This window comes from Psychroflexus maritimus, assembly GCF_011089875.1.
Taxonomy (GTDB): Bacteria; Bacteroidota; Bacteroidia; order Flavobacteriales; family Flavobacteriaceae; genus Psychroflexus; species Psychroflexus maritimus.
In genome coordinates this window covers 44,899-70,260 of the sequence record NZ_JAANAS010000083.1, presented here as the reverse complement: position 1 = coordinate 70,260, position 25,362 = coordinate 44,899, and the positions used below count along the sequence as shown (strand labels likewise).

The window sequence follows — 25,362 nt, the reverse complement described above, 5'->3', positions numbered from 1 at the left end:
TTGTTTAATTGTAATTGTATTTACATAGAATTTTAATATTCTATTTTGAGATTATAAAAGTTAAATTCAATTTTGATTCCAAAATATTTCAGGTTTTACATAAAAAACAGTGTCGATAAAATAAAGAATGTCTTTATTTGTAAGCACATTTTCTTCGTGTAAATCTTCTAATATAAGCCCTAATTCCGGCTGAAAATAATCGTGATTTTTAGTATTAATGAATCCATTAGCTTTTAAAAAGACTTTTACTTGATTTAGATTCGTAAGGCAATCCGCTTTTATAAAATTTTGTCCTACTACAGCAAATAAATCATTATCAAGCATATAAAAGCCAAGGAAATGATAAGCAGTGTCTGCAAAAAAATAATTATGCAAAAGTAGATTGTAAAAATAATCTTCCCACGAAGCATAATAAATGGCATCATTTAGTTTAAATACACGGCGATCATCCTTAATGTAAACTTTTTGCTCTGCCCCTTCTGATATAAAGTTTTCTTGAGAAATAGTATCAAGAAAAAGATTATTATCCTTTGCAAAATTAATTAGTTGCTCTTTTTCTTTTGCTTTGTTTTGGTGTTTTTTTTCAGCCACAGGGCTTGTTCTTTGGCCTGTTCTAAGGTGACGGGTGATTGCTTGGATAATTGCATCATAGCTACTTCCGCTCTTTCCTGAAAGGATATTTTGTAATTCATATTTTATCGATTTAATATTCACTAAAAATTATTTATTTCCAAATTTACTAAGTATTTCCTTGAATATGGATATTCTATTCAAACAAAATTTAGGGATTTTGTTTTATTGTTTTCAAAATCTTTTAATTCTGTGTGCTTTTCAAAATTCTCACCCCATTCCACCATCTTGCTGCAAATCTTTATGAATCAATAGAAAGTTACCTTTATTTCTCTCTTCAAAACTCAATTCATCTTTTGGTGAAAACAGTTTATTTATTCTTCGTGAAAGCTTCAAAAACTGCAAAAATCGCTCTTCACCAGAAAGTTTTAAAAATGCTTCCTGTTGTTGTCTTTTACTTTCGGCTTTGCTTTGAAATTTGACTTCCACTATAAATTTTCTAAAATAAAATTCGTCATTAAGGTATATAAATGCAAACGTGTATTTCCTCCATAAATACCATGATTTTTATCGGGATAAACACGCCAATCAAATTGCTTATTGGCTTGTACCAAAGCTTCAATCATAATCATGGTGTTTTGCACATGCACATTATCATCACCTCCACCGTGAATTAACAAGTAATTTCCATCTAATTGAGAAGCGTGAGTAATAGGCGAATTATCATCGTAACCTTTGGCATTTTCTTGAGGCGTTTTCATGTACCTTTCTGTATAAATGGTATCGTAAAATCGCCAACTGGTTACAGGAGCAACTGCAATTGCTGTAGAAAACACATCAGGATGTTGCAAAATAGCATTAGAAGCCATAAATCCGCCGTAACTCCAGCCCCAAATACCAATTCTATCTTGGTCAATCCAATCGTATTTCCCTAAGATTTTAGCAGCTTCAGCTTGGTCTTCTAGTTCATATTTCCCTAATTCACCTTGGGTCACTTTTTTAAAATCTCTTCCTTTATAGCCTGTTCCTCTTCCATCTATACAAACCACTACATAGCCTTGGTTGGCTAGCAGCTGATACCAATAATCGTTTGCTCCTAAAAAGGTATTGGCAACCGATTGTGAGCCTGGGCCTGAATACTGGCTCATAAAAACTGGGTATTTTTTATCTTCTGAAAAACCGGTAGGCTTAATCATCCACATGTTAAGCATTTCGCCGTTGACTTCAAGTTGCGAGATTTCCTTTGGACTTAATGCGTACCTCGAAAGTTTTTTTTCTAGCTTTTGATTGTCCTTTATTTTCCTCACCAACTTAGCGTTTTTAGCTAAATATAAGCTATATATGGGTGGGGTTATCGTGTTTTGAAAGGTATTAATAAAATAGGTGAAATCTGCTGAAAAAGAAGCCGAATTTGTGCCAGGTTCAGTAGCTAAATTTTGCTTTCCTTTGCCATTTAGTTGAATGGAATAAACCCCGCGATTTACACTTCCGCTTTCTGTACTTTGGTAAAAAATTCGCTTTGATTCTTTATCGTAACCGTAGTACTTAGTAACCTCCCAATTTCCAGAAGTAAGCTGATTTTTTAGTTGACCGTCTAACGAATAGTGGTAAATATGATTCCATCCGTCCTTTTCGCTCGTCCAAATAAAGCTGTTATCGGCTAAGAAAGTTAGGTAATCGGTAACCTCAACATAAGCTTCATCGGTGTCTTTAAAAATAGTACTTGTGCTATTCTTAGAAACATCAACTAACTGAAGATGCAGTTCGTTTTGATGCCTATTCATGGTTTGTACACTAAGTAAATTAGCATTATTTGTCCATTTAATTCTTGGAATGTATTCGTATTCGCCTAAATCTACATCAATCGATTTGTTTTGTTCTAAGTCGAAGCAATGCAAACTCACCTTAGCATTGTCGTCTCCAGCTTTAGGATACTTAAACACCTCTTGTTGTGGGTATAAAAACTGGCCGTAGCTACCAAATAAATCCATTGAAAACTCAGTGACTTCAGTTTCATCAAAACGCAAATAAGCCAGCTGGTTTCCGGCTGAATTCCACTGAAATGCCCTTACAAAGGCAAATTCTTCTTCATACACCCAATCCGTTACCCCGTTGATGATTTCATTCTTTTTTCCGTCTGAAGTAAGTTGTGTTTTTTTATTGTTTGATAAATTACGTACATAAATATTATTGTTTTTGACATAAGCAACTTTTGTAGCATCAGGCGAAAAAGTAGGTTCTTGAATAGGCTCATCATCAATTAACTGAAGCTCTTTCTTTTCTAGATCATACGCATAAAAAATTCCACGCGTACTTCTTCTGAAAATTGCTTCTATCTCTGTACCAAGAATTACTTTTGATTCGTCATCACTTAATTCAAAATTTTGAAAGAAATTTAATCCACGCATATCTATTGACGAAAACAAAGTGCGCACTTTTTTACCGGTTTTGTAGCTATATACCACAACTTTCATTTCGCCTTTTTGGCGGTCGTATTCCTGAACAATATATTCTTGACCGTTATTTAATGATTGTAAGGATTGCATTCCTTTGGTTTGAAAAGCACCTCCCCAGATTTCTTCTAGACTAATTTTTTTTTCTTGGGCTTGAGCAGCTGTAGTAACCAAAAAAAGGAAGGCGATTAAAGTACTAATTTTAGGCATGATTATGTAAAATTATCAATTGATTATATAATTAAATTCACTTTTCTAAACAATTTTTGAAAATAGTTTAAAAAGATTTTGCTTTTTATTAAATAAACTGAATTAAGGTTTTCCTTGATTCAGAATCAATCATCAATTTTACTAAAAAAAAAGGGATTTTTGCTTGTTTTTCGGTGGAATGTTAACCCTATCACCATCAATTGCATAAAACTCAAAATTTCTAACTTAAGTTTTCACATCCAAGGCGTCTCTTAGTGCATTACCAATTAACATAAACGACATGACCGAAAGCATAATAGCCAAACCTGGAATAATAGCCAGGTAAGGTTTTCCTAAACTAATATAAGCGTAATGATCTTTAATCATGCCGCCCCAACTTGGTGTGGGTGGCTGTGCGCCAATGCCTAGAAAACTTAAACCGCTTTCTACTAAAATTGCAGCAGCAAAATTAGCTGCTGAAATCACAATTACAGGGGCTAAAATGTTAGGTAAAATATGTTTGAAAATTATTCTAGCATCTTTAAAACCTAAAGCTCTAGCTGCAGTAATGTATTGCATTTCTTTGACTGAAATAACTTGACCACGAACTATTCTAGCTACCTCAACCCACATGGTTAAGCCTACGGCAATAAAAACTTGATAAAAGCCTTTGCCTAAAGCTAAAGTAATAGCAATCACTAAAAGTAATGTAGGGATAGACCAGGTCACATTAATGAGCCACATAATAAAAGTGTCTGTCTTTCCTCCAAAATAACCGCCAATTGCTCCCAATGTTATTCCTATGATTAATGAAATAAATACCGCTACAAAGCCTATAGAAAGTGAAATCCTTATACCTAAAATTAAGCGACTTAATAAATCTCTTCCGTAGCGGTCGGTACCTAAAATATACATTTTAGAGTAAATACTAGTATTTTCTATCTCAGCTTTTTTTGATTGCTGAAAAGTCGATAACGGAATTACTTTTTCTAATAAATCGGTTTTTCCTTCTGCATTATAAGGTACATAATGCAACGTATCTTTGGTAAATCGGTATGTGGTTATGGGTATTATTTCATTGGGATGTTCATGTCCTAAAAAAAAAGTTCCCAAGGTATTTGCCTGTTTTTGGTTGGGTAATTCAATGACTTTAGTTTGAAAACCAGGCGATTTCAATTGGATATTCAAGGCCATTTGATTGGCGTTATTTGAGTTGTCTGGAATCCACAAATAAGCTGTTATACCAGCCAATGCAACAAGAAGTATAAAAGCCAAACAAGAAACGCCCCAAAAGTTTTTTTTAAACTTTTGAAGCGCTTTATTTTTTGATGTTAATTGTTTACTCATTAGCTATCTTGCCTGATGGCTAAAATAGTTAATTTGCTTTAACTAATTTACTTCCTACGGTTTGTTTTCTTAAATCTTCTAAGACGTTAATAGCTTCTTCAACATAAACATCTTTTTTCAAGTTTTTGTGCCATCGCTCTCGCTTTTCGCCTAAACTAGAATCTTTTTCAATAGCTTCAAGTTCATATGGCAAAGAGATGTACTCTAACTTGGTTTCATAGTCGTTAATTTTTTTGAACTTTTTGGCTTTTTCCTCAATTTTTTGATTGTGGGCGGCATATAAATCAATATGCAGAGGAAATACGTTTCGCTCTCGTTGAAGTTCAACCCATTTAGCATTTTCTTCAATCAATGAAAGCTGCTCATTAGAAGCAATACGTTCTTTAGATGCTTGAATCACCGATTCAATATTTTTATAGCCTTTCCATTTTTCGAATTTAGCAGGAGTAATTTTATCCCAAGCTAAAGGATTATCATAATCCCGTTCACCTAAATCAATATACATGTAACGATCGGGCATTACAATATCGCTAGATACTCCTTTTAATTGAGTTGAACCTCCATTTACGCGGTAGAATTTTTGGGTGGTTAATTTTAAAGCGCCCATATCTCCAAACTTACTTCCTTTCATCCAGCGGTTGAGGTCAACTAAATTTTGAACTGTACCTTTTCCGTAAGTTTGTTCGCTGCCCATAATAATTGCACGTTCATAGTCTTGCATAGCAGCCGCTAAAATTTCAGAAGCTGAGGCTGAAATTTCGTTAACCATAATAACTAGCGGACCATCCCATACAATTTTAGAATCCTTATCTTTCAATACGTCTTTATCTCCGTCGGAAGACTTTACTTGAACAACAGGCCCGCTCTCTATAAACAAGCCAGCAATATCAACTACAGTAGATAAAGAGCCTCCTCCATTATTTCTTAGATCAATAACCAAACCTTCAGCTCCTTCGTCAATAAGTCGCAAAACTTCTTTTTTCATATCTGAAGCTGCATTTCTTTGGTTGTAGTCTTGCATATCAAAATAAAACTTAGGTAAGTTAATTACTCCGTATTTTACTTGTTCTTTTTCAACTAAGCTAGTTTTTGCATAAGTTTCATCAATTTCAACAATATCCCTAACCAATTCAATTTCTTCAATACTGCCATCTACTTTTTTAACGGTTAAAATTACTTTTGTTCCTTTTTTACCTTTGATTAAATCAACGGCATCATCTAAACGCATACCTATAATACTCACTGATTCTGCCTCATCTTCTTGACGTACACGCTGAATTAAATCGCCTGTTTCTAATTGGCCATCTTTCCAGGCTGGCCCTCCAGAAATCACTTCATCAATTTTAACTTGGTCTCTTTCTTTTCTTAATCTTGCGCCAATTCCCTCTAATTTTCCAGACATAGAAACATCAAATCGATCTTTGTCCTGCGGTGCAAAGTAATTGGTGTGCGGATCAAACTGAGAAGCAACAGAATTAATATACAAACCAAACCAATCTTCACGCTCAATATCATTGGTGTTTTCAAAATAAGTTTCAATAGATTCTCGGGTAGTTGTTCTTGCTTCTCTTTCTAGCTCTTCAAGACTTTGAGGCTTAAAATCTTCTTCAACTTCTATTTCATCCGCTGTGTCTGTTTCCTCATCCTGATTTTTTTCACTCAACTTTTCAAGTTTTTTGTTTTGTGTATCAAGCATATCATAATAAGTTCCTAAAGCAGAGAACTTTAATTGCTTTTTCCAACGATCTTGAAGTTCGGCTTTGGTTTCAGCATAGGGTAATTTTTCATAATCGGTATCAATTTCTTCATCTTCTTCAAAGTTAAAAGAGGTATCTAATAGCTTCGGGTATATCGCTTTAGCATCTTTAATTCGCATTTGAAGTCGATTATAAGCCAAATCAAAAAAATCGAATTCTTGATTTTTAATTTGGTCATCAATTAGAAAACGATATTCTTCAAAATCATCAATATCTTCTTGCAAGAAGTGACGTTTTAAGGGGTCTAGAGCTTGAATGAAGTCTTCAAAAACCTGTTCAGAAAATTCATCATCAACTTCTCTTAAATCAAAATGACCACGCTCTAAAACGTACATCATTAATTCAATTAATACCCGATCTTTATCGGAATCGGCATCAAACTTCTTGGTGGTAAAACTACAGGATGTAACTGCTAGTAGCACAGTTATCATCAAAATCATAATATTATTCCTCATACTAAATTCTTGATTATTAGATTTTTTAAGGCAAGTATCAAAACTACTAAATAAATAAGTTAGTAAACAAATTTTTAAAACTAATAGCTTGTTAAAGTATCTATTTTTAGTTAAGCCTCCACATCCACTTCAATATATTCTAGGCTGTCTAGTTCTTCTTTAATAGGTTGTATAAATTCAAAATAGCTAGGTTTCATTTCTTCTTCCATGGGTTCTGCATCGGGTAAATCTTGTTTGTAGGGATCAACTTGCTTCCCATTTACCCAAAATCGATAACAAACATGAGGGCCAGTTGCTAAACCTGTTGCTCCAACATAACCAATTAATTCTCCTTGTTTAACGTACTCTCCTACTTTTACTGCCCGTTTAGACATGTGCAAGTATTGTGTACTGTATTTGTTGGTGTGTTTTAGCTTTACATAATTACCATTTCCCCTAGTATATCCTGATTTAGTAACTACACCATCGGCAGTTGCCCAAATGGGCGTTCCTGTTGGAGCGGCGTAGTCGGTTCCTAAATGTGCCTTCCAACGTTTTTGAACAGGATGAAATCGCTTCCGGGTGTAACGCGAAGAAATTCTACTGTATTGTATAGGTGCTTTCAAGAAAAAGCTGCGCAGAGTTTTGGCTTTTTCGTCAAAGTAATCGTAACGTCCTGTTGTGCTATCCACCAAAAAATTAAAGGCATAAAATTCTCTGTCTTTATGCTTTAAAATGGCCGCATCAATTTCACCTACGCCTATAGAAACTGTATCATCAATAAAACGTTCATTATAAATAATCTTAAACTGATCTCCCTTTTGTAACTTAAAGAAATCAACGCTCCATTGATAAATATCGGCAAACTTACTTGTAACACGGTAATTGATACCTGCGTCATCAATGGCTTGAGAAAGTGAACTGGTAATTACCCCCGATGCTATTTTTTTCTTTTCAACAATTGGTTTAATGTGTTTTTCAACATAAATAGAATCATCAAAAAAAAGTTTAGTGGCTTCAACTTTAGAGTTCTCGTAAATCATTCCCAAGGTTCTTAAAGAGTCTTTATCCTTTAATATTAAATAAGGTTTGCCCACATTAATTTTCCTTGAATTAAAAACCGTATCTGGAATTTGCTGTGTAATAGTATATACCATCTGCGGATTTACCTTGTGTTGGTCAAGGATACCGCCAAAAAAATCGCCTCTTCTTACCGTGTCAAAATGAACTTCATAATCTTCTAAGTTCAATCCAAACTTTAAGTCTTTAGGCTTTTCAGTTGCTTTTGTAACTAAACTATCTTTCGCTATGCTTTTGTTAGTGTTTTTTTTACTTGCACCTTCTTGGCAGGAAGTTAGCAACACCATAAAGAGAATAATGGAGAGGATTCTTTTTAACATTCTTACAAATGAATTTTTTTAACTTGTTTTATTACTAAACTTTATTTTAGGGCAATTATTGCAAAACTAATCATTTTTACAGGAATACCTAATCTTATATCAATTTAAGCATTTACTGAAAAATTTAGTTTGATTGCTTTTCAATCAATGTGGCTTTCACTTCACGATTCAAAAAGTAGCCGGTAACTACTGTTGAAATAACGTCAGATAATGGGAAAGAAATCCATACCCCAATCACGCCAAAATAGGGCGGTAAAATTAAAATTAGCGGAATAAAGAAAAAGCCTTGCCTGGTAAGTGTTAGTAACAAAGCTGGTGTAGCTTTTCCTATGGCTTGAAAGTAGGCAGAACCTATTAATTGCAAGGCAATGATTGGTATGGCTGCAAACACCCAACGCATAGCTGAAGGGGTGCGTTCAAGAATTTTTTCGTCTTGCGTAAAAACTGAAACGATTTCTTGCGGAAAAATCATGATTATTCCAAAGACAAAAACGGCCACAATGGAAGCATATAAAATAGCTTTATTAATTGTTTCCCTAACCCGTTTGTAATTTTCGGCACCGTAATTGTATCCGGCAATAGGCAAAAACCCTTGGGTTACACCGAGCACTGGAAACAAGGCAAACATGAGCATTCTAGCTATAATTGCGTAAGTAGTTACGGCCGACTCTCCTTCTAATTCAAACAAAATATTATTCAGTAACAAATAGGTAATGCTAACTACAGCTTGCCGGGCTAAGGTAACCATTCCGAGGGAAGAAATTTCTCTTAACACATCAAATTGAAGCTTAAAATGAGAAAAGTTTATTTTTAATTCAGAATGTTTAGAGAGAAAAAAATAGACCACCCAAATTAAACATAATACATATGAACCTGTAGAAGCCCATGCCGCTCCTTGCATCCCAAGGTCAAAACCTTTAATTAAAATTACATCCAAAATCAAATTACCTACCGAAGGAATAATCATGGCAATCATGGCAAAATTAGGTTTTCCTTCCGCTCTAATTACGGCGTTTCCCATCATCGCTAAGCCTAAAATAGGCACGCCATACAAAACAATACGGTAGTAGATTTTAGCCGGTTCGTAAATGGCTCCTTTACCTCCAAAAGCAGGAATAAGTTGATCTATAAAAACAAGACCAAGCGTAATCATACTTAAGGTTAACAACAAGGTAATACTTATTTGGTTACCAAAAGTAGTTAAGGCTTTTTTATTGTTAGAAGCCCCCAATGCTCTAGAAATTATGGAAGCTCCGCCAATACCAATAGCCATACCTAAAGCTGCAATAAAAAAAGAAACGGGTAAAACTACGTTAATAGCAGCAATAGCATCAGGTCCAATCCAATTTCCAACAAAAATAGTGTCCACCAAAATATTGATAGACATGACCAAAATACCAATGGAGGCAGGTACAGACTGCTTGATAATCAATTTGCTTATAGGTAATTTCCCAAGCTCGTCTGAGTTTCCTTTCCTCATGTTATTTCAAAAAATTACTAATTGTAAAGGTTTAGAATAAAATTATTATTCGCATTTAGGTTTTAAAAGAAGTGCACTAAATCAACTTAAAATAACAAATGAATATCCTAAAATCTATTGTTTAGATAATTGGCAATCAACTTACTTAGCAAGAGCACGTATTTTATACGATTGTTTCAGTTGTTTCTTTGTGCGCCCACTCGTCAATCCACCTACTCATTGTTTTAACCCAATCTTCTCGGTCATTCAGGCAAGGAATAAAAGTAAACTCCTCACCGCCATTTTCTTCAAAAATCTCTTCACCTTCCATGGCAATTTCTTCCAGTGTTTCTAAACAATCTGAGACAAAAGCAGGTGTTGCAATAGCCATTTTTTTAATTCCATTCTGCGCTAATTTTTCAATAGTCCTATCGGTGTAAGGTTTCAACCATGGGTCAAAGCCTAACCTAGATTGAAAACTTGTACTGTAAGTACCTTCTTTCAAATTTAGTTTCTCAGCCACTAAACGCGTTGTTTCAAAACACTGATGGCGGTAACAAAATTGATGTGCTTTAGAAGGGGTTTGACAACAACTTCCATCAATCTTACAATGACTTTTGGTAATGTCACTCTTTCTTATATGTCGTTCTGGCACTCCGTGGTATGAAAATAACAGATGTTCGTAATCTGTATTTTCAATTTTTTCAATAATACTTCTAGCAAGTACCGTTACATAATCGGGGTGGTTATAAAAAGGAGGCAGGACGGTCAAATTCATTTGCGGGAAATGCTCATTTCTGAGTTGCTCCGCCAACACAACAATGGTTTCCGTTGTTGCCATAGCAAATTGCGGATACAAAGGCACTAAAAGTACATCATCCACACCTTTGTCGTGTAATTCTTTCATTCCATTATGAATAGAAGGCTCTCCATAACGCATAGCTAAAGCAATGGGTACACTAGTAAATTCATCAATTTTTTCTTGTAAACGTTCAGAAAGTACAATCAGTGGCGAGCCCTCATCCCACCAAATTTTAGCATAAGCCTCAGCAGATTTCTTAGGGCGAGTGTTCAAAACAATACCTTTTACCAAAATAGCCCTTAGAATGTACGGCAAATCAATTACCCGCTCGTCCATCAAAAACTCACCTAAGTAAGTCTTCACGTCCTTAGGGTTTGTACTTTTTGGCGAACCAAGATTAACTAATAAAACACCTTTCATAGTTTTTATTTATTTAGATGCAAAATAACATAGATTTTAATGAATATTCTATAATTAAAATTTAAAGTTTAGATGTCGTAGTACAAAATCTTATCACCTTTAGCAAGTTGAATGCATCATTATCAATTTTGTACCGCTAATAACTTTCTATTTCAACTCCTGCTCTACACTTCCACATTTTAGCATCATGCTCCCATAGTAAGGGTTTTTAATTTCTTCTTCGGTACTTAACCAAAAAGCGCCTTGGTCGTTATCTGCCATCGGGCAAAACTGAACATATAAAGTTTCGTTTAATGGATTTTCTTGTTCCGCTAAAGCGATAAGGACATCCGATAAATACTGAAAATATTGACGTGCATCTTCCATTTTTTTGGAGTTCGACACTTCATTCACCAAGTTTTGAATTGCTTTTTTGGCTTGGACCTCTTCAATAGGCATGGATTTTAATTCCCGCTGAAAATTTTGCGCAATCGAAATGGCTTCACTTTGATCATCATTGGCTAAAGCTTCTTTTAACTGAAGATAAAATTGAAGAATTTCTTTTAAATCCTTATGGTTTAACTGAATTTCATCCCAAGCTATTTCATCAAAGTTATTTTCAGTTTCAGTTGAAGCGTTCATCTCTCCATGTTTATGCTGATGACTTGATGATGTTTCCTCTCCTTTCGGATTCATCATACTCGGCTTATCAGAAAGTTGTGCTTCAGAATCTATGCTGAAAGCACCGCGGGTTACCACTTCATCACCTGCTTCTAAACCTGAAAGAATTTCAACAAAATCTGATGAAGTGCCTCCTGTTTTCACTTCTAACATTTTGAAATACAGACCGTTTTCATTTTCCAATTGCTGATACACCACCGAACGTTTGCCCGTCCAAAGTACAGCCGATTTTGGTAGCATTAAAACTTGGTTTTCAGTTAATTCTGATTCTGTATTCATCAGCTCAGCCGTTATAAACACCCCTGGCTTCAGGTTTCGTTTTGGGTTCTGAATCACCACGCGTGCTTTAGCCGACCTAGAATTCGCATCCAAAACAGGCGACACAAAAGTCACTTTGCCTGTCACATTTTCTTCATTAGGAATAGAAACTCTAAGTTCATCGCCTTCATTAATTCTATTCAAATCGCTTTCATAGATATCTAAAATTGCCCATAGTGTTGATAAATCGGCAATGCGCATCAAATTTTGATCGGCTTTTACATTATCGCCTTGCTTCACATTCAGACTTGAAATCACTCCATTTTTAGGAGATCTTAATTTCAATCTTGCATTTTTTAAGGATTGAATGTCGCTAACAGAAAGCTCATAGTTTTGTATTTTCTTAGTGATGCTTTTCAGAAGAACATCATTTTCCTGTCGAGTGGCTAAGGCCAATTCGTCTTTTAAAACCTGAATTTCTGGCGCATACAATTCGGCAATGACTTGTCCTTTTTGCACTTCTTCACCTTCTTCGTTGATATACAAACGTTCAATTCGCGCCTTGAAATTAGCAGAAATAGAAGACGTATTATCCTGATTAACTTCTAAGCGTCCGGAGAAATTCATACTTGATTTTGATGCTTCTTCTCCAACGGTCGTAGTTTCCACTTGAGCCAATTTGCGAGCTGTTTTACTCATTTTGATGGCATCGGGATCGACATCATCTTCCATCTTGTTAGCAGGAATCAAATCCATGCCACAAATAGGGCAATCGCCAGGTTCATTTTTACGAATTTGCGGATGCATAGAACAGGTCCAAACTGTCTCCTCTGCCTGCTCTTGTGAATGGTCGTGTGCTTCTGTTTTGTCTTCTGAAGAAAATAAAGTAGCACCCAGAAAGACCCCCAAGACTAAAATTAGCCCTGCAATAATGTATGTTTTTAAATTATTTTTCATAATTCTGAATTTGAGGTGAGATAAATTAAAGTTTCATTTGTTTTTTGAAGTTTCGCTAGCGTTTTAGCTTTTTGCTTTTCGTAAAGCAAACGCTCTTCATGTAGTCGCAATACTTCTTCAATTTCCATGGAGGCGTTGGCTAATGCGGTTTCTGACAGTTGTAACATATCTTCCAAACGCAAAAGTTGTTGCTCATATAAATCCAAAAGACTATAGATTTCGTCGCGTTGGTATTGTGCAACTTGAATTTCTGTAGCTATTTGTGTTTCTTCATTTTCCAGTTGAAGGTCAAGGGATTCACCTTGAAGGGAAGCTTGTTTTTTTCTGGACTTATTTTTCTTTCCAAAAATGGGCAAACTCACCGAAAGCATTGGCATAATCGCATCCTGACCCGCATCTGCCGCCATCACATTTCGATCTTGAATGATGGCGTAATCCAAGCCCACACCAAATTGTGGTAAAGCTTGTTTTTTGGCTAACAGACGTTCCGCTTTGTTGGATGCCTGTAAATTCCGAATAACTTCCAGTCGTGGGTGATTTTTGGAAATAGAATCTGTTTCAAGTATGTCTTTTTGCTCCAAAATTTGTTTTGGATTTGAAATGAGAACGGGAGTTTTCAAAGGTCGATTCGTCAATTGGTTGAGTTGAGTGACTAAAGCTTGGTCTTGGTCTTTCAAGACTTGAAGCACATTGCTTTGTTTATCAATTTGAAGCTCAACTCTCAAAACATCTACCAAATTTGCTTTGTTGTTTTCGTAATTGGACTCCACAATGGCTTTTAAATCTTTTAAAATTTGAAGCTGTTCGGCTTCCAATTCGGCGATGTGCCTTAAAGCAGAAAGGTCGTAATATTTTTCTGCCACCTTCAGAAACAACTTCAATTTTTGATCTTGAAATTTTTCAAATTCAGCTTCTGCTCGGTAGGCAGCGATATTGCCTTTGGCTTTGTAGGTGCCAAACCAAGGCAGCATTTGCGTGAGCGAAAATCTGGCGATTTGTGGTCCTACTCGCGTTTCAATTGGACTGATAAAATAGCCGAAACTCAAATTAGGGTCTTGCCAAGCTTTGGCTTGAGTAACGCTTTCTAACTTCGCTTCAAAGGCCTTGAATTGTGCTTTCAATTCCAAATTGTTTTCAGCGGAGATGGTTTTCAGCTCTTCTAAGCTTTGTGCCTTCAGCTGAAAACCAAAACATAACAAAACACCAATCAACAGAAGTGGCGTTGAAAAGCTAACTGGTTGTATATATTGAATTTTAAACATAAATTTTTTGTTTATTAATTTATTTGAGTTCGATTTCTGAAGTGTTTTTCAACACTCTACTGTAAACCAGATAGAACAAAATCGGCAGTAAAAAATAGGTCAAACTTGCCATCAACATCCCGCCAAAGGCTGGAATCGCCATCGGTACCATAATATCCGAGCCTTTTCCTGTGGAAGACAATACCGGTAAAAGGGCGATGACGGTAGTTACGGAAGTCATGACTGCTGGGCGAATTCTTTTGAGGCCACCTTCCATCACCGCTTCACGCAGTTCTTTTTTGGTTTGGGTGGGATTTCTTTTGAAGGATTGCCTTAAATAGGTGGCCATCAAGACCGCATCATCAGTAGCAATTCCGAATAAAGCAATGAAGCCTACCCAAACCGCCACACTCAAGTTGATGGTTTTCAACTGAAAAATATCCCGCAGATTTTCACCAAACCAACTGAAATTCAGAAACCAATCCTGACCGTAAAACCAAATCATGATAAATCCACCACTAAATGCCAAAGCAATCGACGAAAACACCATCAAACTGATGCGCACCGACTTAAATTGAAAATACAAAATCAAGAATATAACTACCATTACCACAGGAATAATCATAGATAATCGCTTTTCCGAACGCACTTGATTTTCAAAACTTCCTGCAAAACGGTAGCTTACACCACTGGGGACGTTTAGATTTCCATTGTCAATTTCAGTAAGAATGGCCTCTCTTGCCGATTCCACAGCGGTGACTTCGGCAACGCCATCGGCACGGTCAAAAAGCACGTAAGAATTGAGAAATGTTTCTTCGCGTTTTATCATTTGCGGACCGCGTTCGTACTCAATATCCACGAGTTCTCCTAAAGGAATTTGTGTTCCTGAAGAGGTGGAAATCAGCATATTTTCAATAGCTTCTGGCGTATTTCGCAATTCTCGTGGATAACGCACTCGCACGTTATAACGCTCACGACCTTCTACAGTCTGAGTCAGGTTTTGACCGCCAATGGCTACCGAGATATAATTTTGCACCTCATCGATACTCAACCCATAACGAGCCAGATTTTTTCGATTCAGATTCAAATGTAAATAAGGTTTTGCCACCACTCGATCGGCGAAAACCGCTTGGGTTTTGATGTTGTCTGTTTGTTTTAAAATGCCTTCTAGTTGTTGCCCAAAACTTTCAATGGTTTCTAAATCTGGCCCGGATACTTTGATGCCCATCGGCGCACGCATGCCGGTTTGCAACATCACTTGGCGTGTTTCAATGGGTTGTAATTTGGGCGCTGAAGTAATGCCTGGAATTTTGGTGACTTTAGCAATTTCATTCCAAATATCATCTGGCGATTGAATATGTTTTCGCCAGTTTCTAAAGTAATTACCATCTTCATCTTCGCTTAAAAACGGCTTGAAATCATTTTCAATTTCATATAATATCTCAGATTGAATTTCATCTGAATAGGCTTCATTCGATGTATTCTGAAAAACAAATTCAGCATTATCAAACCATAGCACATCTTCAGAATTGTTGGTGATTTCGACTTGATTATTTTGAACTTTTAAACCTTTCAATTCAAAAAGCCCCTCAGCGTTGGTTTTGAAAGCCTGGCGTTTGCCGTTTTCATCCAAGATGAATTCTGGTTTATAAGTAATCAAATTTTCAAACATGGAAATAGGCGCCGGGTCGATGGCGGATTCTACTCGTCCTAGTTTGCCCACCACCGTTTTTACTTCAGGGATTTGCTTCACCAAAATATCCATCTGCTGAAGCTTGTCTTTATTGAACTCAATGCCCGAATGCGTCATGCTGGTCGGCATCAAGATGAAGCTACCTTCAGCTAAGCTGGGCATAAATTCTTTTCCAATGCTCGGGAAAGTCTCATCCATGTGTTTCCAAAATCCAGTATCTTCAATCGCAAAACCAAGCGCATTGGAAGCTTGTTGCGGATAATGAAACACCCTTGAAAAGCCGAGCCAAATCATTAATCCGATAAAAATTGCAAAAATGGGAAGTACTAAAAAGGCTTTGACGTGTTTTAAAAAGAACGTCAAAATCTGTTCATAATACCGTTGCAGTAACAAATAAAACGTCAGTAAGACTCCTACCAAAATCCCAACAAAAACAATATTTGAGAACATGGATTGTTGCGGACCTAGTGGTAGCCAAAATTTTGATAGCAACACCAAAATACCTGCGATTAACACATAAAAATGCAGGTTTTTAAGTTTGTACTTTTCAGCAAAATTTTGATAGGAAACGAAATAACTTACCGCATAAATCAGAATAAATAGCCCTAGCCAAAAAGAATTAAAAATTGTCCAAACGCCTATAATTCCTAAAAAAGCATTCAGGTAATAAGCCGTTTTTCTTTTATTGATTTTAATTTTGAATGCCACATACATCAAGGTGGGCAACACCAAAACAGTCACCAAAAAGGCGGCAATTAGTGCAAAGGTTTTGGTATAAGCTAAGGGAATAAAGAGTTTTCCTTCGGCAGCTTCCAAGGCAAACACAGGCACAAAACTGATGACGGTGGTTAACACCGCCGTTAAAATTGCTGAACTCACTTCGGCTGAACCTTGGTAGATATTTTTAACCAATGAATCATCGGGTGAATCTTCTAGCTTTTTCAGCACATTTTCAGAAAGGATAATTGCCAAATCTATCATCGTCCCAATGGCAATAGCAATTCCCGATAAGGCCACAATATTGGCCTGCACATTAAAGAATTTCATCGCGATAAACACCAGCAATACCGAAATAGGCAATACCGCTGAAATCACTAGCGAAGCACGCAAGTTGAACACTATGATAATCACGACCAAAAGTGCGATAATCAATTGCAGGCTGATGGCTTCTTCGAGTGTTCCAATGGTTTCGTTAATCAGTTCGGAGCGGTCGTAAAAGGGTACGATTTTCAGCTGACTTTCGGTGCCATCGGCTAGGGTTTTGCTTGGCAATCCAGGTGAAATTTCTTCAATTTTATCCTTGATGTTAGTGATGGCTTGCATCGGATTAAAACCATCACGAGCCACGACAACGCCACCGACTACATCGGCGCCAGCTTTGTCAAGAATGCCGCGACGCTGGGCCGGACCCGTTTTGATTTTGGCGACATCTTTTAGATAAATCGGAACATTTTGGTACTCATCGACCACGATTAATTCGAAATCTTCGAGATTTTCGATATAGCCTAAACCCCGAACAATGTATTCCACCTGATTAATTTCCAAGGTTTTGGCGCCGACATCCCGATTGCTTTCTTTCACGGCTTTGGCGACTTGCATCAAAGAAATGCCATAGGATTTTAAGGCATCGGGATTCACATCGATTTGGTATTCTTTGACGAATCCACCGATGGAAGCCACTTCTGAAATACCTTTAGCACTACTCAAGCCGTATTTCACATAAAAATCTTGCACACTTCGGATTTCATCCAGATTCCAACCGTCCGTGGGTTCGTTATCTTTATCTCTAGGTTCTAGCGTGTACCAAAAGACTTGACCGAGTGCTGTCGCATCTGGTCCAAGGGTGGGTTTGGCTTCTGCAGGTAAAAGACCCTGTGGAATGGAACTCAGCTTTTCCAAAATACGCGAACGCGACCAATAAAATTCGACATCGTCCTCAAAAATGATATAAATACTAGAAAACCCAAACATAGAATTGCTTCGGACGGATTCTACGCCAGGCAATCCCAGTAAATACGTGGTAAGCGGATAGGTGATTTGGTCGTCGATATCCTGAGGAGAGCGACCAGGCCATTCGGTAAATACAATTTGTTGATTGGCTCCCGTATTAGGAATGGCATCAACAGGAATGGGGTTTTTAGGCAAAAACGAATCTGCCCATTGAAAAGGCGACACCATTAAACCACCGATGACAATGGCTGCCAAAAGGATAAACGATACCAATCGTTGGTTCAGAAAAAATTGAATGATTTTATTAAGCATAAAAATTTGAAATTAAAAAACCTTTTTTTGAGTACTAAATGTAGTTCAGGTACTGTCAGTTCGAGTGGTTTTAAATTGCTTTGATGAAAAAGCAGTTTAAAAATGTATCGAGAACCATTACGCAGTGAGCTCTCGATACAATTTCAATTTGTTTTTAAAAAAACGAATTGAAACCACTCGAGCCTGTCTGACTGAACAGGCAGGCAAACAAAAAAGTTTTAATATCAAATCAAGAAGACTTGGTACAAAGTTTGAAAATCCCTTTGCAGTAAAGGCGGCGGATCTTCGTAAATAGTGGTGTTTACTTCTGTTTCAAAATAAGTTGTTGAGAAAAATGTAAACACAAAAGCTTCAACAAAAATGGGGAGAGGTAATTCGAAGTCTGAAGATTGAATTTTTAGTTGGTCTTGGCCTTTAATTAGTTCAACCTCATCATCGCAACATTCGTCTTTTTTATGTTCATGCTTTTGCTCAGAATGAGTTTTCTCGCCATGCATTTCACATTTTTTAGCGGGCTTCATAATGGCTTTATCGACCAAAATATTGCTGCAATAATGCGAATTCACACTATAACTTTGGGTAGATACCAAAACTAAAAGTGCTAAAAGCAAGCTGGTTATATGTTGAAAACAAAATTTCATTAAAAGCAAAGATAAGGATTTTTTTTATAGTTTGGTTTTTAATTGGTTAAGTGAGATTTATTTTTAATTCCATAGTAAAATTGTGTATTTGAGTTTATACCTCTTAATTTGATGAAGAATTTTTCAAAAACTGTAATCTATTACAATATAGATTCCTTGTAAATGTAATTGACTACAATTAATTTATTTTAAAATTGTAATAAGTTACAGTTTTTTTGTTTTAATATTGTAATCTATTACAACATATTATTATATATTGAATTATGGATGCTATAGTAGAAATTAGTAATCGGTTAATGGATGGTGTTGATTTTGGTTTTAAACGTTCTTTGATTGAGCGTATAGATTGGTCACAAAGACTCATTGAAATACGAGGAAGTCGAGGCGTTGGAAAAACCACGCTTTTGCTTCAGAAAAGCAAAGAATTGAAAGATGCAGGTAAACATGTGATATATGCATCGCTTGACCTTCCCTTTTTCTTCACCAACAGTTTATTTGATTTTATTGATGAATTTACAAAATTTGGTGGTACACATATTTTTTTAGACGAAGTACATCGTTACCCTTCTAAAAACAAAAACTCTGATTGGTCATTGGAAATTAAAAATATTTTTGATGCGTTTCCTAAACTTCAGATTGTATATTCAGGGTCATCTATCCTTCATTTATATGAAGGGAAAGGCGATTTAAGCAGAAGAAAGGCAAGTTATTTAATGAATGGTTTGTCGTTTAGGGAGTATTTAGAATTTCAGCACCAAATTCAATTTCCTGTTTTAACTTTAGAAGAAATACTCACAGGTCATGAGAAAATCGCTCTTGAATTTATTGAGCAATTTAAACCTTTAGCTTATTATAAATCTTACCTCAAAACTGGTTTTTTTCCATTTTTTAAAAAAAATGAAGAGGTTTATTTTCGACAACTAAGAAATATGGTCAACTTAATTATAGATGTAGATTTACCTTACTTAGCTCCTATCTCTATAAAAGCTAAAGAACAATTAAAACGATTGCTCGGTGCCATAAGCACTACCGTTCCGTATGTGCCAAATATGAAGAATTTAGCTGAACTGATAGGCGTAACCGATCATAGAACTTTATTGAAATATTTGTATTTATTGGAACAAGCGCAGTTAATAGCACTACTTCATGCTAATGCAATCGGGAACAAACAATTGGAAAAACCAGATAAAATCTTTTTGAACAACACCAATTATAAGCACGCATTAAGTTTTGGAGAAACCAATATTGGTAATGAAAGAGAAACTTTCTTCTTTAACCAAGTTAGTTTTATGGCAAATGTTTGCTATCCAAAAAAAGGAGATTTTGTAGTTAATAAAAACTATCTTTTTGAAATAGGAGGTAAAAACAAAACCTATCAACAAATTGGAATGTCAGCGCACTCCTATATCGCTTCAGATTTTATTGAAACGGGATTTGGAAATAAAATCCCACTTTGGCTTTTTGGGTTCTTATACTGAATTATTCTCCAACTTGAATTTGTTTGATTTCGTTAATTAAAAAACATAACTAACCTTCAAGGCTAAATAGCTTATTTTGCGCTACTAAATAAACTTGTTCTCCTTCTTCAGGTTGTATATAATGATGTCCTGTAAAAGCGCCAAAAGCAGGTAAAATCAGTTGATTTTTTTGTTGATAAAAGCAAGGTAATTGAAGGTATTGTTTGCCTTTTCCACGTAAACGAAAACCCGGATGCACATGGCCACAAATAACAAATGCTTTATTTTCTGTAGGTTCGTGGTTGAGTAAAAAAGGATTAATTTTTAATTCATTGAATAATTGAATTCCTAATTTTTCAAAAGCTTGGGCGTGTATAATATCGTGATTGCCTTTAATTAAAACTAACTCCGTGCTTTGTCTTTTTACCCAGTTTTCAAACCGCATCCATTCAGAATTGAGCTCCGAATGAAATAAATCGCCTAAAAAATAGACTTTTGAAGGCAAGTATTTCTCAATTACTCGATCTAACTGTACGTAATTTTTTTTACCTAAAATAGCAGGCAGAGGGCTTCCATTTTTTCTGAAGTGTTCAATTTTCCCTAAGTGAACATCAGCTATAAGCAATGCTTTTTGTGCTTCCCAATATACTGCTCCAGAGGCATCTAAATCTAATTGTTCGCCCTTTATGGTGATGCTTATTTTTTCAGCTGAAATCATAAAAGCGGAAGAGTTAATTAAGCAAGACCAAGCGATTTAATGGCGAAATTAATTCGTTTTACGGCTTCGTTTTTCCCGATACAAGCAAGAATATGGAAAACATCTGGGCCTTTCATATCACCCACTAATGAAAGTCGCAAAGGTTGCATCACTTTTCCAAAACCATAACCTGAGTCGGCTATCCATGGCTTCACTTCTTCCTTCAGGTTTTCTTCTGAGAAGTCATCAACTTCAGAAATTACTTCAATTAGTTTTTTCATGACTACTTCTGTATCTTCTTTCCAGACTTTTTTTGAAGCTTTTTGGGCAAAATCTTTAGGTGCTTCAAAATAAAAGCTACTTAACTCCCATAAATCAGATGCAAACGCAGCGCGTTCTTTTACGGTCTGGATGACCTCTTCTACATAAGCTTGTGAAGGATGGATATCCATTGATTCTAATTCGTTTAAAAACTCTTCTAGCAAATATTCAATAGGTGCTTTTTGAAGGTATTGTTGTTGAAACCAAAGTGTTTTTTTGGGATCAAATTTTGCTCCCGCTTTATTTACTTTCTTTAAATCGAATGCCTGAATTAATTCTTTTAGGCTAAATAATTCTTGCTCTGTTCCGGGGTTCCATCCTAAAAAAGCCAACACATTAACCAAGGTTTCTGGCAGGTAATGTTCTTCTCGGTAACCACTAGATAAACTTCCTGTTTTAGGGTCTTTCCACTGAAGTGGAAAAACGGGAAATCCGTCTTTGTCGCCATCGCGTTTGCTTAGTTTTCCTTTTCCATTAGGTTTTAAGATTAAAGGTAAATGCGCAAAACTAGGTGCTTCCCAACCAAAAGCTTCGTATAGAAGAACGTGAAGCGGTAAGGATGGTAACCATTCTTCGCCACGAATAACATGCGAAATTTCCATTAAATGGTCATCTACAATATTGGCTAAATGATAGGTGGGCATGCCATCACTTTTAAAAAGAATTTTATCATCTAGGTTGTCGGTTTGCACTTCAATATAACCACGCACTTCATCTTTGATATTCATGGTTTTATTCACTGGAGTTTTAAAACGAACCACATAATCCTGGGCCTGAATACGTTTTTTCACTTCGTTTTCAGAAAAGTGAAGCGAATTGTTTAATTCGTTTCTATTGGTAGGACCATAGCTAAATTTTTCGCCTTTTTGTTCTGCTTTTTGACGCAAATCATGCAATTCGCTTGGGGTATCAAAGGCGTAATAAGCGTGGCCTTTATCTAATAACACTTGAATGTATTTTTGATAGATTTCTTTGCGTTCACTTTGTTTGTATGGACCAAAGTTTCCGGGTTTAGCTGGGCCTTCGTCATAAGGTATTCCGCACCAGTTTAAACTTTCAATAATGTAATCTTCAGCTTTTTCTACATAGCGAGTTTGGTCGGTATCTTCAATACGAAGTATAAAATCGCCTTGGTGTTTTTTAGCAAATAAATAATTGTATAAGGCCGTTCTTACACCGCCAATATGTAAAGGCCCTGTGGGACTTGGAGCAAATCTAACACGCACTTTATTTTCCATAGAAGTAACTTTTTTCAGGTGTTGGCAAAGATAGAAAAAAGATTAGGGAGAGGTAATAAATATGTGCTAAGTTAAAAGTTGTAGTTTTTTTTAAAAAAAAACTGAGTTTGATTATTCTCAGTTTGTCAAAACCGTTTTATCTGATAAAAGAAACTTTATCCAAATTATTGTAGCTTCTTAATTGGGCTAAGGCCTGGTTTTTTTTTGGTTGCTTTAGGTATAGATTTTTTTCAAAATCAATCATTAAGTGCTGCTCATTAGCAAAATTCACAATGGATTGATGGGTTTCTGTTTTCATTTTTTTTTCTCCGTTGATAAATTTTGCAAGACTTGTGCAGCTTAGCAATGTACATATGAGAAATATATAAGTTATTTTTTGCTTCATTAGTTACTGTTTTTTTCAATAATTGTTTGAGACTCTTCTAAATCATTATTACATGACACTATAAATATAACTGAAAAAGCTAAAAATAAGTTTTTTCTCAGTTTTACGACATAAGGGGTCGCCATCGTTTTAAAGTAAATTTATACCTTAAATGTACGTTCACGTCTCATAAAAAACTTATCTTCGCAATTGTGGTTGTTTGGATATGTTTTTCATGTCTAAATTACGGTGAGTGCTTCTATACCGAAAATGATTTTAATGTCATTTTATTAAAAACTCCTTAAAATCTCTATCGGTATTATTAAATTTTGACTTTTAAAGATTAATAAACCGTAGGAGCATTCTCTTTTTTGGGTTAATATACTGCCTGTTTATTAGTTTGGTTTTATGGTTAATTACACAAACCTAAAAAAAAACGATATACATAAGCTTTAAGTGTTAAAATTTTAAACATTTCGTTTATCAGGTAATTTACCGCTTCAGTTTTTCTATTAAACTATCTTTTTTAGCATGTGTAGATTAATTTTAGCAGAAAGTTTCATCAAATAAATGATTTATCTTATTTTCGCCCACTATATTAAAATGAACTATTAAAATGGCTATACTAAGTAAAATTAGAGAAAGAACAGTTTTCTTGATTATCATTATTGCTTTAGCATTATTTTCTTTTGTTTTGGCAGACGTTATTCAACAAGGAGATTTCGGAGAAGATAAAGTGGCAAACTACGTGGGTAGCGTAAATGGAGACGAAATTGGAAGAGAAGCCTTTGCTAGAATGGTGGAGAATTACAACCAACAAATGCAAGGGAGAATTTCATCTATGCAAGCAGTAAACCAAGTTTGGGATGCAGAAGTTAACCGAAAATTATTACGTCAAGAGTTTGACGCGCTTGGCCTTGAGGCTACACCAGCACTTATTATTGATTATATGTCTGAGCAATTGGCAGGTTCACCAGAATTTTCTGATGATGAAGGTAACTTTAGCGAGCGAAGAATGCGAGCCTATGTTTCGAACTTAAAAGCAACAAGCCCAAGAGAATACGAAGGCTGGAAAGAATTTGAAAGAAACATTGAAGTAGCTGTACTTACCGACATGTACTACAACTTGGTAAAGGCGGGAATGACTACTACTAACTTTGAAGCGCGCCAATTGTACAAACAAGAAAATGATAATTTGACTTTTCAGTTTGTAAAAATACCTTATTCTAGCGGTGGTGAAGTTGAAGTAAGTAAGTCTGATATTAAAAAATACATCGAAGACAATTCAGAAAACTACAAGCAGAAAGCCACAACAGACATTCAATATGTGTTCTTTAAAGAAGAAGCTTCTGCTGAAGATGAAACTAAAATCAAAGAAGATTTAGAAGATTTAATTCAAGAGTTTAAAACAACCGATGATGCTGAAGCTTTTATTAGTCTAAATTCTGATGAAGAATTTAAAGACGCATTTCAGTTTGAATACGATTTAGACCAAGATGTTAAAGAGCAGCTGTTCAACCTCGAAGAAAGTGAGGTTTACGGCCCTTACAAATTTAAAAATACGTGGAGAGCAAGTAAAATGATGGAAGCTAAAACTTTAGTAGATTCAGCTCAAGTTAATCATCTTTTAATCTCTTTTGAAGGCTCTCAAGTTGACCCACAACAAACAAGAAGTAATGAAGAAGCTAAACAATTAGCAGATTCTTTAGTCAATGTAATTAAGGCTGATAAGAATAGATTTGCTGAATTAGTTTCAGAATTTTCTGCTGATCAGCAAACTAAAGATAAGGAAGGCGATTTAGGCAAGTTGAAATACGGAAGCTTATTTGACAATTTCAACGGATTCATTTTTGATTCTAGTGAAGAATTTGCCGTTTTAGAATCTGATTTTGGATGGCATATTGTTCGTGCAACTGAACGTACAGAGCCAAGAAAAGCTGTAAAGCTTGGCCATGTTGCTATTAATATTGAGCCTTCTCAAAAAACACTTGACCTAATAGAACGTGAAGCAAAAACATTTTTTATAGATTCTAGAGAAAGTGATTTTATTGAACTCGCTGAGAAGGCAGATGTTGAAGTAAAACCTGTAAATGAAATTAAAAAGTTAGACGAACGCATTTCTGGTTTAGGAAATCAACGTCCTATAATTAAGTGGGCCTTCAAAAAGAACACTAAACCAGGTGAAACTGATTTGTTTGAAACCAACGAAGGTTTTGTAATTGCTCAATTAGTTGAGCGAAGTGAAGAAGGTTTAAAAAGTGTTGAAAGTGTAGCTGATGAAGTAACACCTATTATTAAACGCCAAAAACAAGCAGCTCAGTTAAGAGGTCAAATTTCTGGAGACGACCTTAATAGTATCGCTGCAAATTATAACGTAGAAGTAGAACGTGCCTCTGCTGTTAATGCAGAAAACCCAAACTTGCCTGGTGTTGGTAAAGAACCTAAAGTAGTTGGAGCAGCGTTTGCTTTACAAGAAGGAAATGTGAGTCGCCCAGTAGAAGGAGAAAAAGGAGTCTTTGTAGTTAAGCTTTTAAGCCGCTCTGAAGCAGCCGAATTGCCTTCTTATAGAGCTATAGCAAGACAGGAAAACGAGAAACGCGTGAATGGCTTACAAGGTCGAAATTCAGTTTTAATTCAAGCGTTAAAAGAAGCTGCAGAAATAGAAGACAATCGATTTGACTTTTATTAGATTGTGAGAATAGTAGCATACCAATTGGGTTATTAATCAAATTAGTAGCAATT

Annotated in this window: 17 protein-coding genes; 2 read left to right on the top strand and 15 right to left on the bottom strand. The window is 35.7% G+C overall.

The features are described 5' to 3' along the window. Positions 1–66: 66 nt before the first annotated feature. From G7034_RS10105 to G7034_RS10050, 12 genes are all read right to left on the bottom strand, one after another. Positions 67–714, bottom strand: coding sequence for a putative polyvalent protein kinase domain-containing protein (locus G7034_RS10105; RefSeq protein ID WP_317163773.1), 648 nt, complete (start codon positions 712–714; stop codon positions 67–69). 126 nt (positions 715–840) lie between these two features. After that, the gene (locus G7034_RS10100) at positions 841–1,059 is read right to left on the bottom strand and encodes a hypothetical protein (RefSeq protein ID WP_166400839.1); all 219 of its coding nucleotides are present in this window, start codon (positions 1,057–1,059) and stop codon (positions 841–843) included. Continuing rightward, entirely contained in the window at positions 1,059–3,233 is a 2,175-nt protein-coding gene (locus G7034_RS10095; RefSeq protein WP_166400838.1) for a S9 family peptidase, read from the bottom strand. The genes G7034_RS10100 and G7034_RS10095 overlap by 1 nt, the downstream gene beginning before the upstream one ends. Before the next feature lie 225 nt (positions 3,234–3,458). Next, positions 3,459–4,559 (bottom strand): ABC transporter permease, encoded by a 1,101-nt coding sequence (locus G7034_RS10090; protein WP_166400837.1) that lies wholly within the window; start codon positions 4,557–4,559, stop codon positions 3,459–3,461. Positions 4,560–4,587: 28 nt separating this feature from the next. After that, positions 4,588–6,771 (bottom strand): carboxy terminal-processing peptidase, encoded by a 2,184-nt coding sequence (locus G7034_RS10085; protein ID WP_166400836.1) that lies wholly within the window; start codon positions 6,769–6,771, stop codon positions 4,588–4,590. Between the two features lie 110 nt (positions 6,772–6,881). Beyond that, positions 6,882–8,150 carry a M23 family metallopeptidase gene (locus G7034_RS10080; protein WP_166400835.1) on the bottom strand — a complete coding sequence of 423 codons (1,269 nt, stop codon included), beginning with the start codon at positions 8,148–8,150 and terminating at the stop codon, positions 6,882–6,884. Between the two features lie 124 nt (positions 8,151–8,274). Further along, positions 8,275–9,630: an MATE family efflux transporter gene (locus G7034_RS10075; protein ID WP_166400834.1), complete on the bottom strand. Its 1,356-nt coding sequence runs from the start codon at positions 9,628–9,630 to the stop codon at positions 8,275–8,277. A gap of 163 nt (positions 9,631–9,793) precedes the next feature. Beyond that, complete coding sequence (gene hemH, locus G7034_RS10070; protein WP_166400833.1) at positions 9,794–10,831, bottom strand: ferrochelatase; 1,038 nt, start codon at positions 10,829–10,831, stop codon at positions 9,794–9,796. 147 nt (positions 10,832–10,978) lie between these two features. Next, positions 10,979–12,706 carry an efflux RND transporter periplasmic adaptor subunit gene (locus G7034_RS10065; protein ID WP_166400832.1) on the bottom strand — a complete coding sequence of 576 codons (1,728 nt, stop codon included), beginning with the start codon at positions 12,704–12,706 and terminating at the stop codon, positions 10,979–10,981. Beyond that, positions 12,703–13,968 (bottom strand): TolC family protein, encoded by a 1,266-nt coding sequence (locus G7034_RS10060; RefSeq protein WP_166400831.1) that lies wholly within the window; start codon positions 13,966–13,968, stop codon positions 12,703–12,705. The genes G7034_RS10065 and G7034_RS10060 overlap by 4 nt, the downstream gene beginning before the upstream one ends. A 19-nt stretch (positions 13,969–13,987) precedes the next feature. Beyond that, complete coding sequence (locus G7034_RS10055; RefSeq protein WP_166400830.1) at positions 13,988–17,902, bottom strand: efflux RND transporter permease subunit; 3,915 nt, start codon at positions 17,900–17,902, stop codon at positions 13,988–13,990. A 224-nt stretch (positions 17,903–18,126) separates the two neighbouring features. Next, positions 18,127–18,543, bottom strand: a complete 417-nt coding sequence (locus G7034_RS10050) for an HYC_CC_PP family protein (RefSeq protein ID WP_223177619.1) — start codon at positions 18,541–18,543, stop codon at positions 18,127–18,129. 263 nt (positions 18,544–18,806) lie between these two features. On the opposite strand from G7034_RS10050, the gene G7034_RS10045 reads away from it, so the two are divergent. Next, the gene (locus tag G7034_RS10045) at positions 18,807–20,021 is read left to right on the top strand and encodes an ATP-binding protein (RefSeq protein ID WP_166400828.1); all 1,215 of its coding nucleotides are present in this window, start codon (positions 18,807–18,809) and stop codon (positions 20,019–20,021) included. A 49-nt stretch (positions 20,022–20,070) separates the two neighbouring features. Here the strand turns inward: G7034_RS10045 and pdeM are convergent, their stop codons facing one another. The 3 genes from pdeM to G7034_RS10030 form a co-directional block, all read right to left on the bottom strand. Next, positions 20,071–20,718, bottom strand: a complete 648-nt coding sequence (gene pdeM, locus G7034_RS10040; protein ID WP_166400827.1) for a ligase-associated DNA damage response endonuclease PdeM — start codon at positions 20,716–20,718, stop codon at positions 20,071–20,073. Positions 20,719–20,735: 17 nt separating this feature from the next. After that, the gene (gltX, locus tag G7034_RS10035) at positions 20,736–22,256 is read right to left on the bottom strand and encodes a glutamate--tRNA ligase (RefSeq protein ID WP_166400826.1); all 1,521 of its coding nucleotides are present in this window, start codon (positions 22,254–22,256) and stop codon (positions 20,736–20,738) included. Between the two features lie 136 nt (positions 22,257–22,392). Continuing rightward, complete coding sequence (locus G7034_RS10030; RefSeq protein WP_166400825.1) at positions 22,393–22,554, bottom strand: hypothetical protein; 162 nt, start codon at positions 22,552–22,554, stop codon at positions 22,393–22,395. A 682-nt stretch (positions 22,555–23,236) separates the two neighbouring features. On the opposite strand from G7034_RS10030, the gene G7034_RS10025 reads away from it, so the two are divergent. Next, positions 23,237–25,309 (top strand): peptidylprolyl isomerase, encoded by a 2,073-nt coding sequence (locus G7034_RS10025; RefSeq protein ID WP_166400824.1) that lies wholly within the window; start codon positions 23,237–23,239, stop codon positions 25,307–25,309. Positions 25,310–25,362 lie beyond the last annotated feature (53 nt).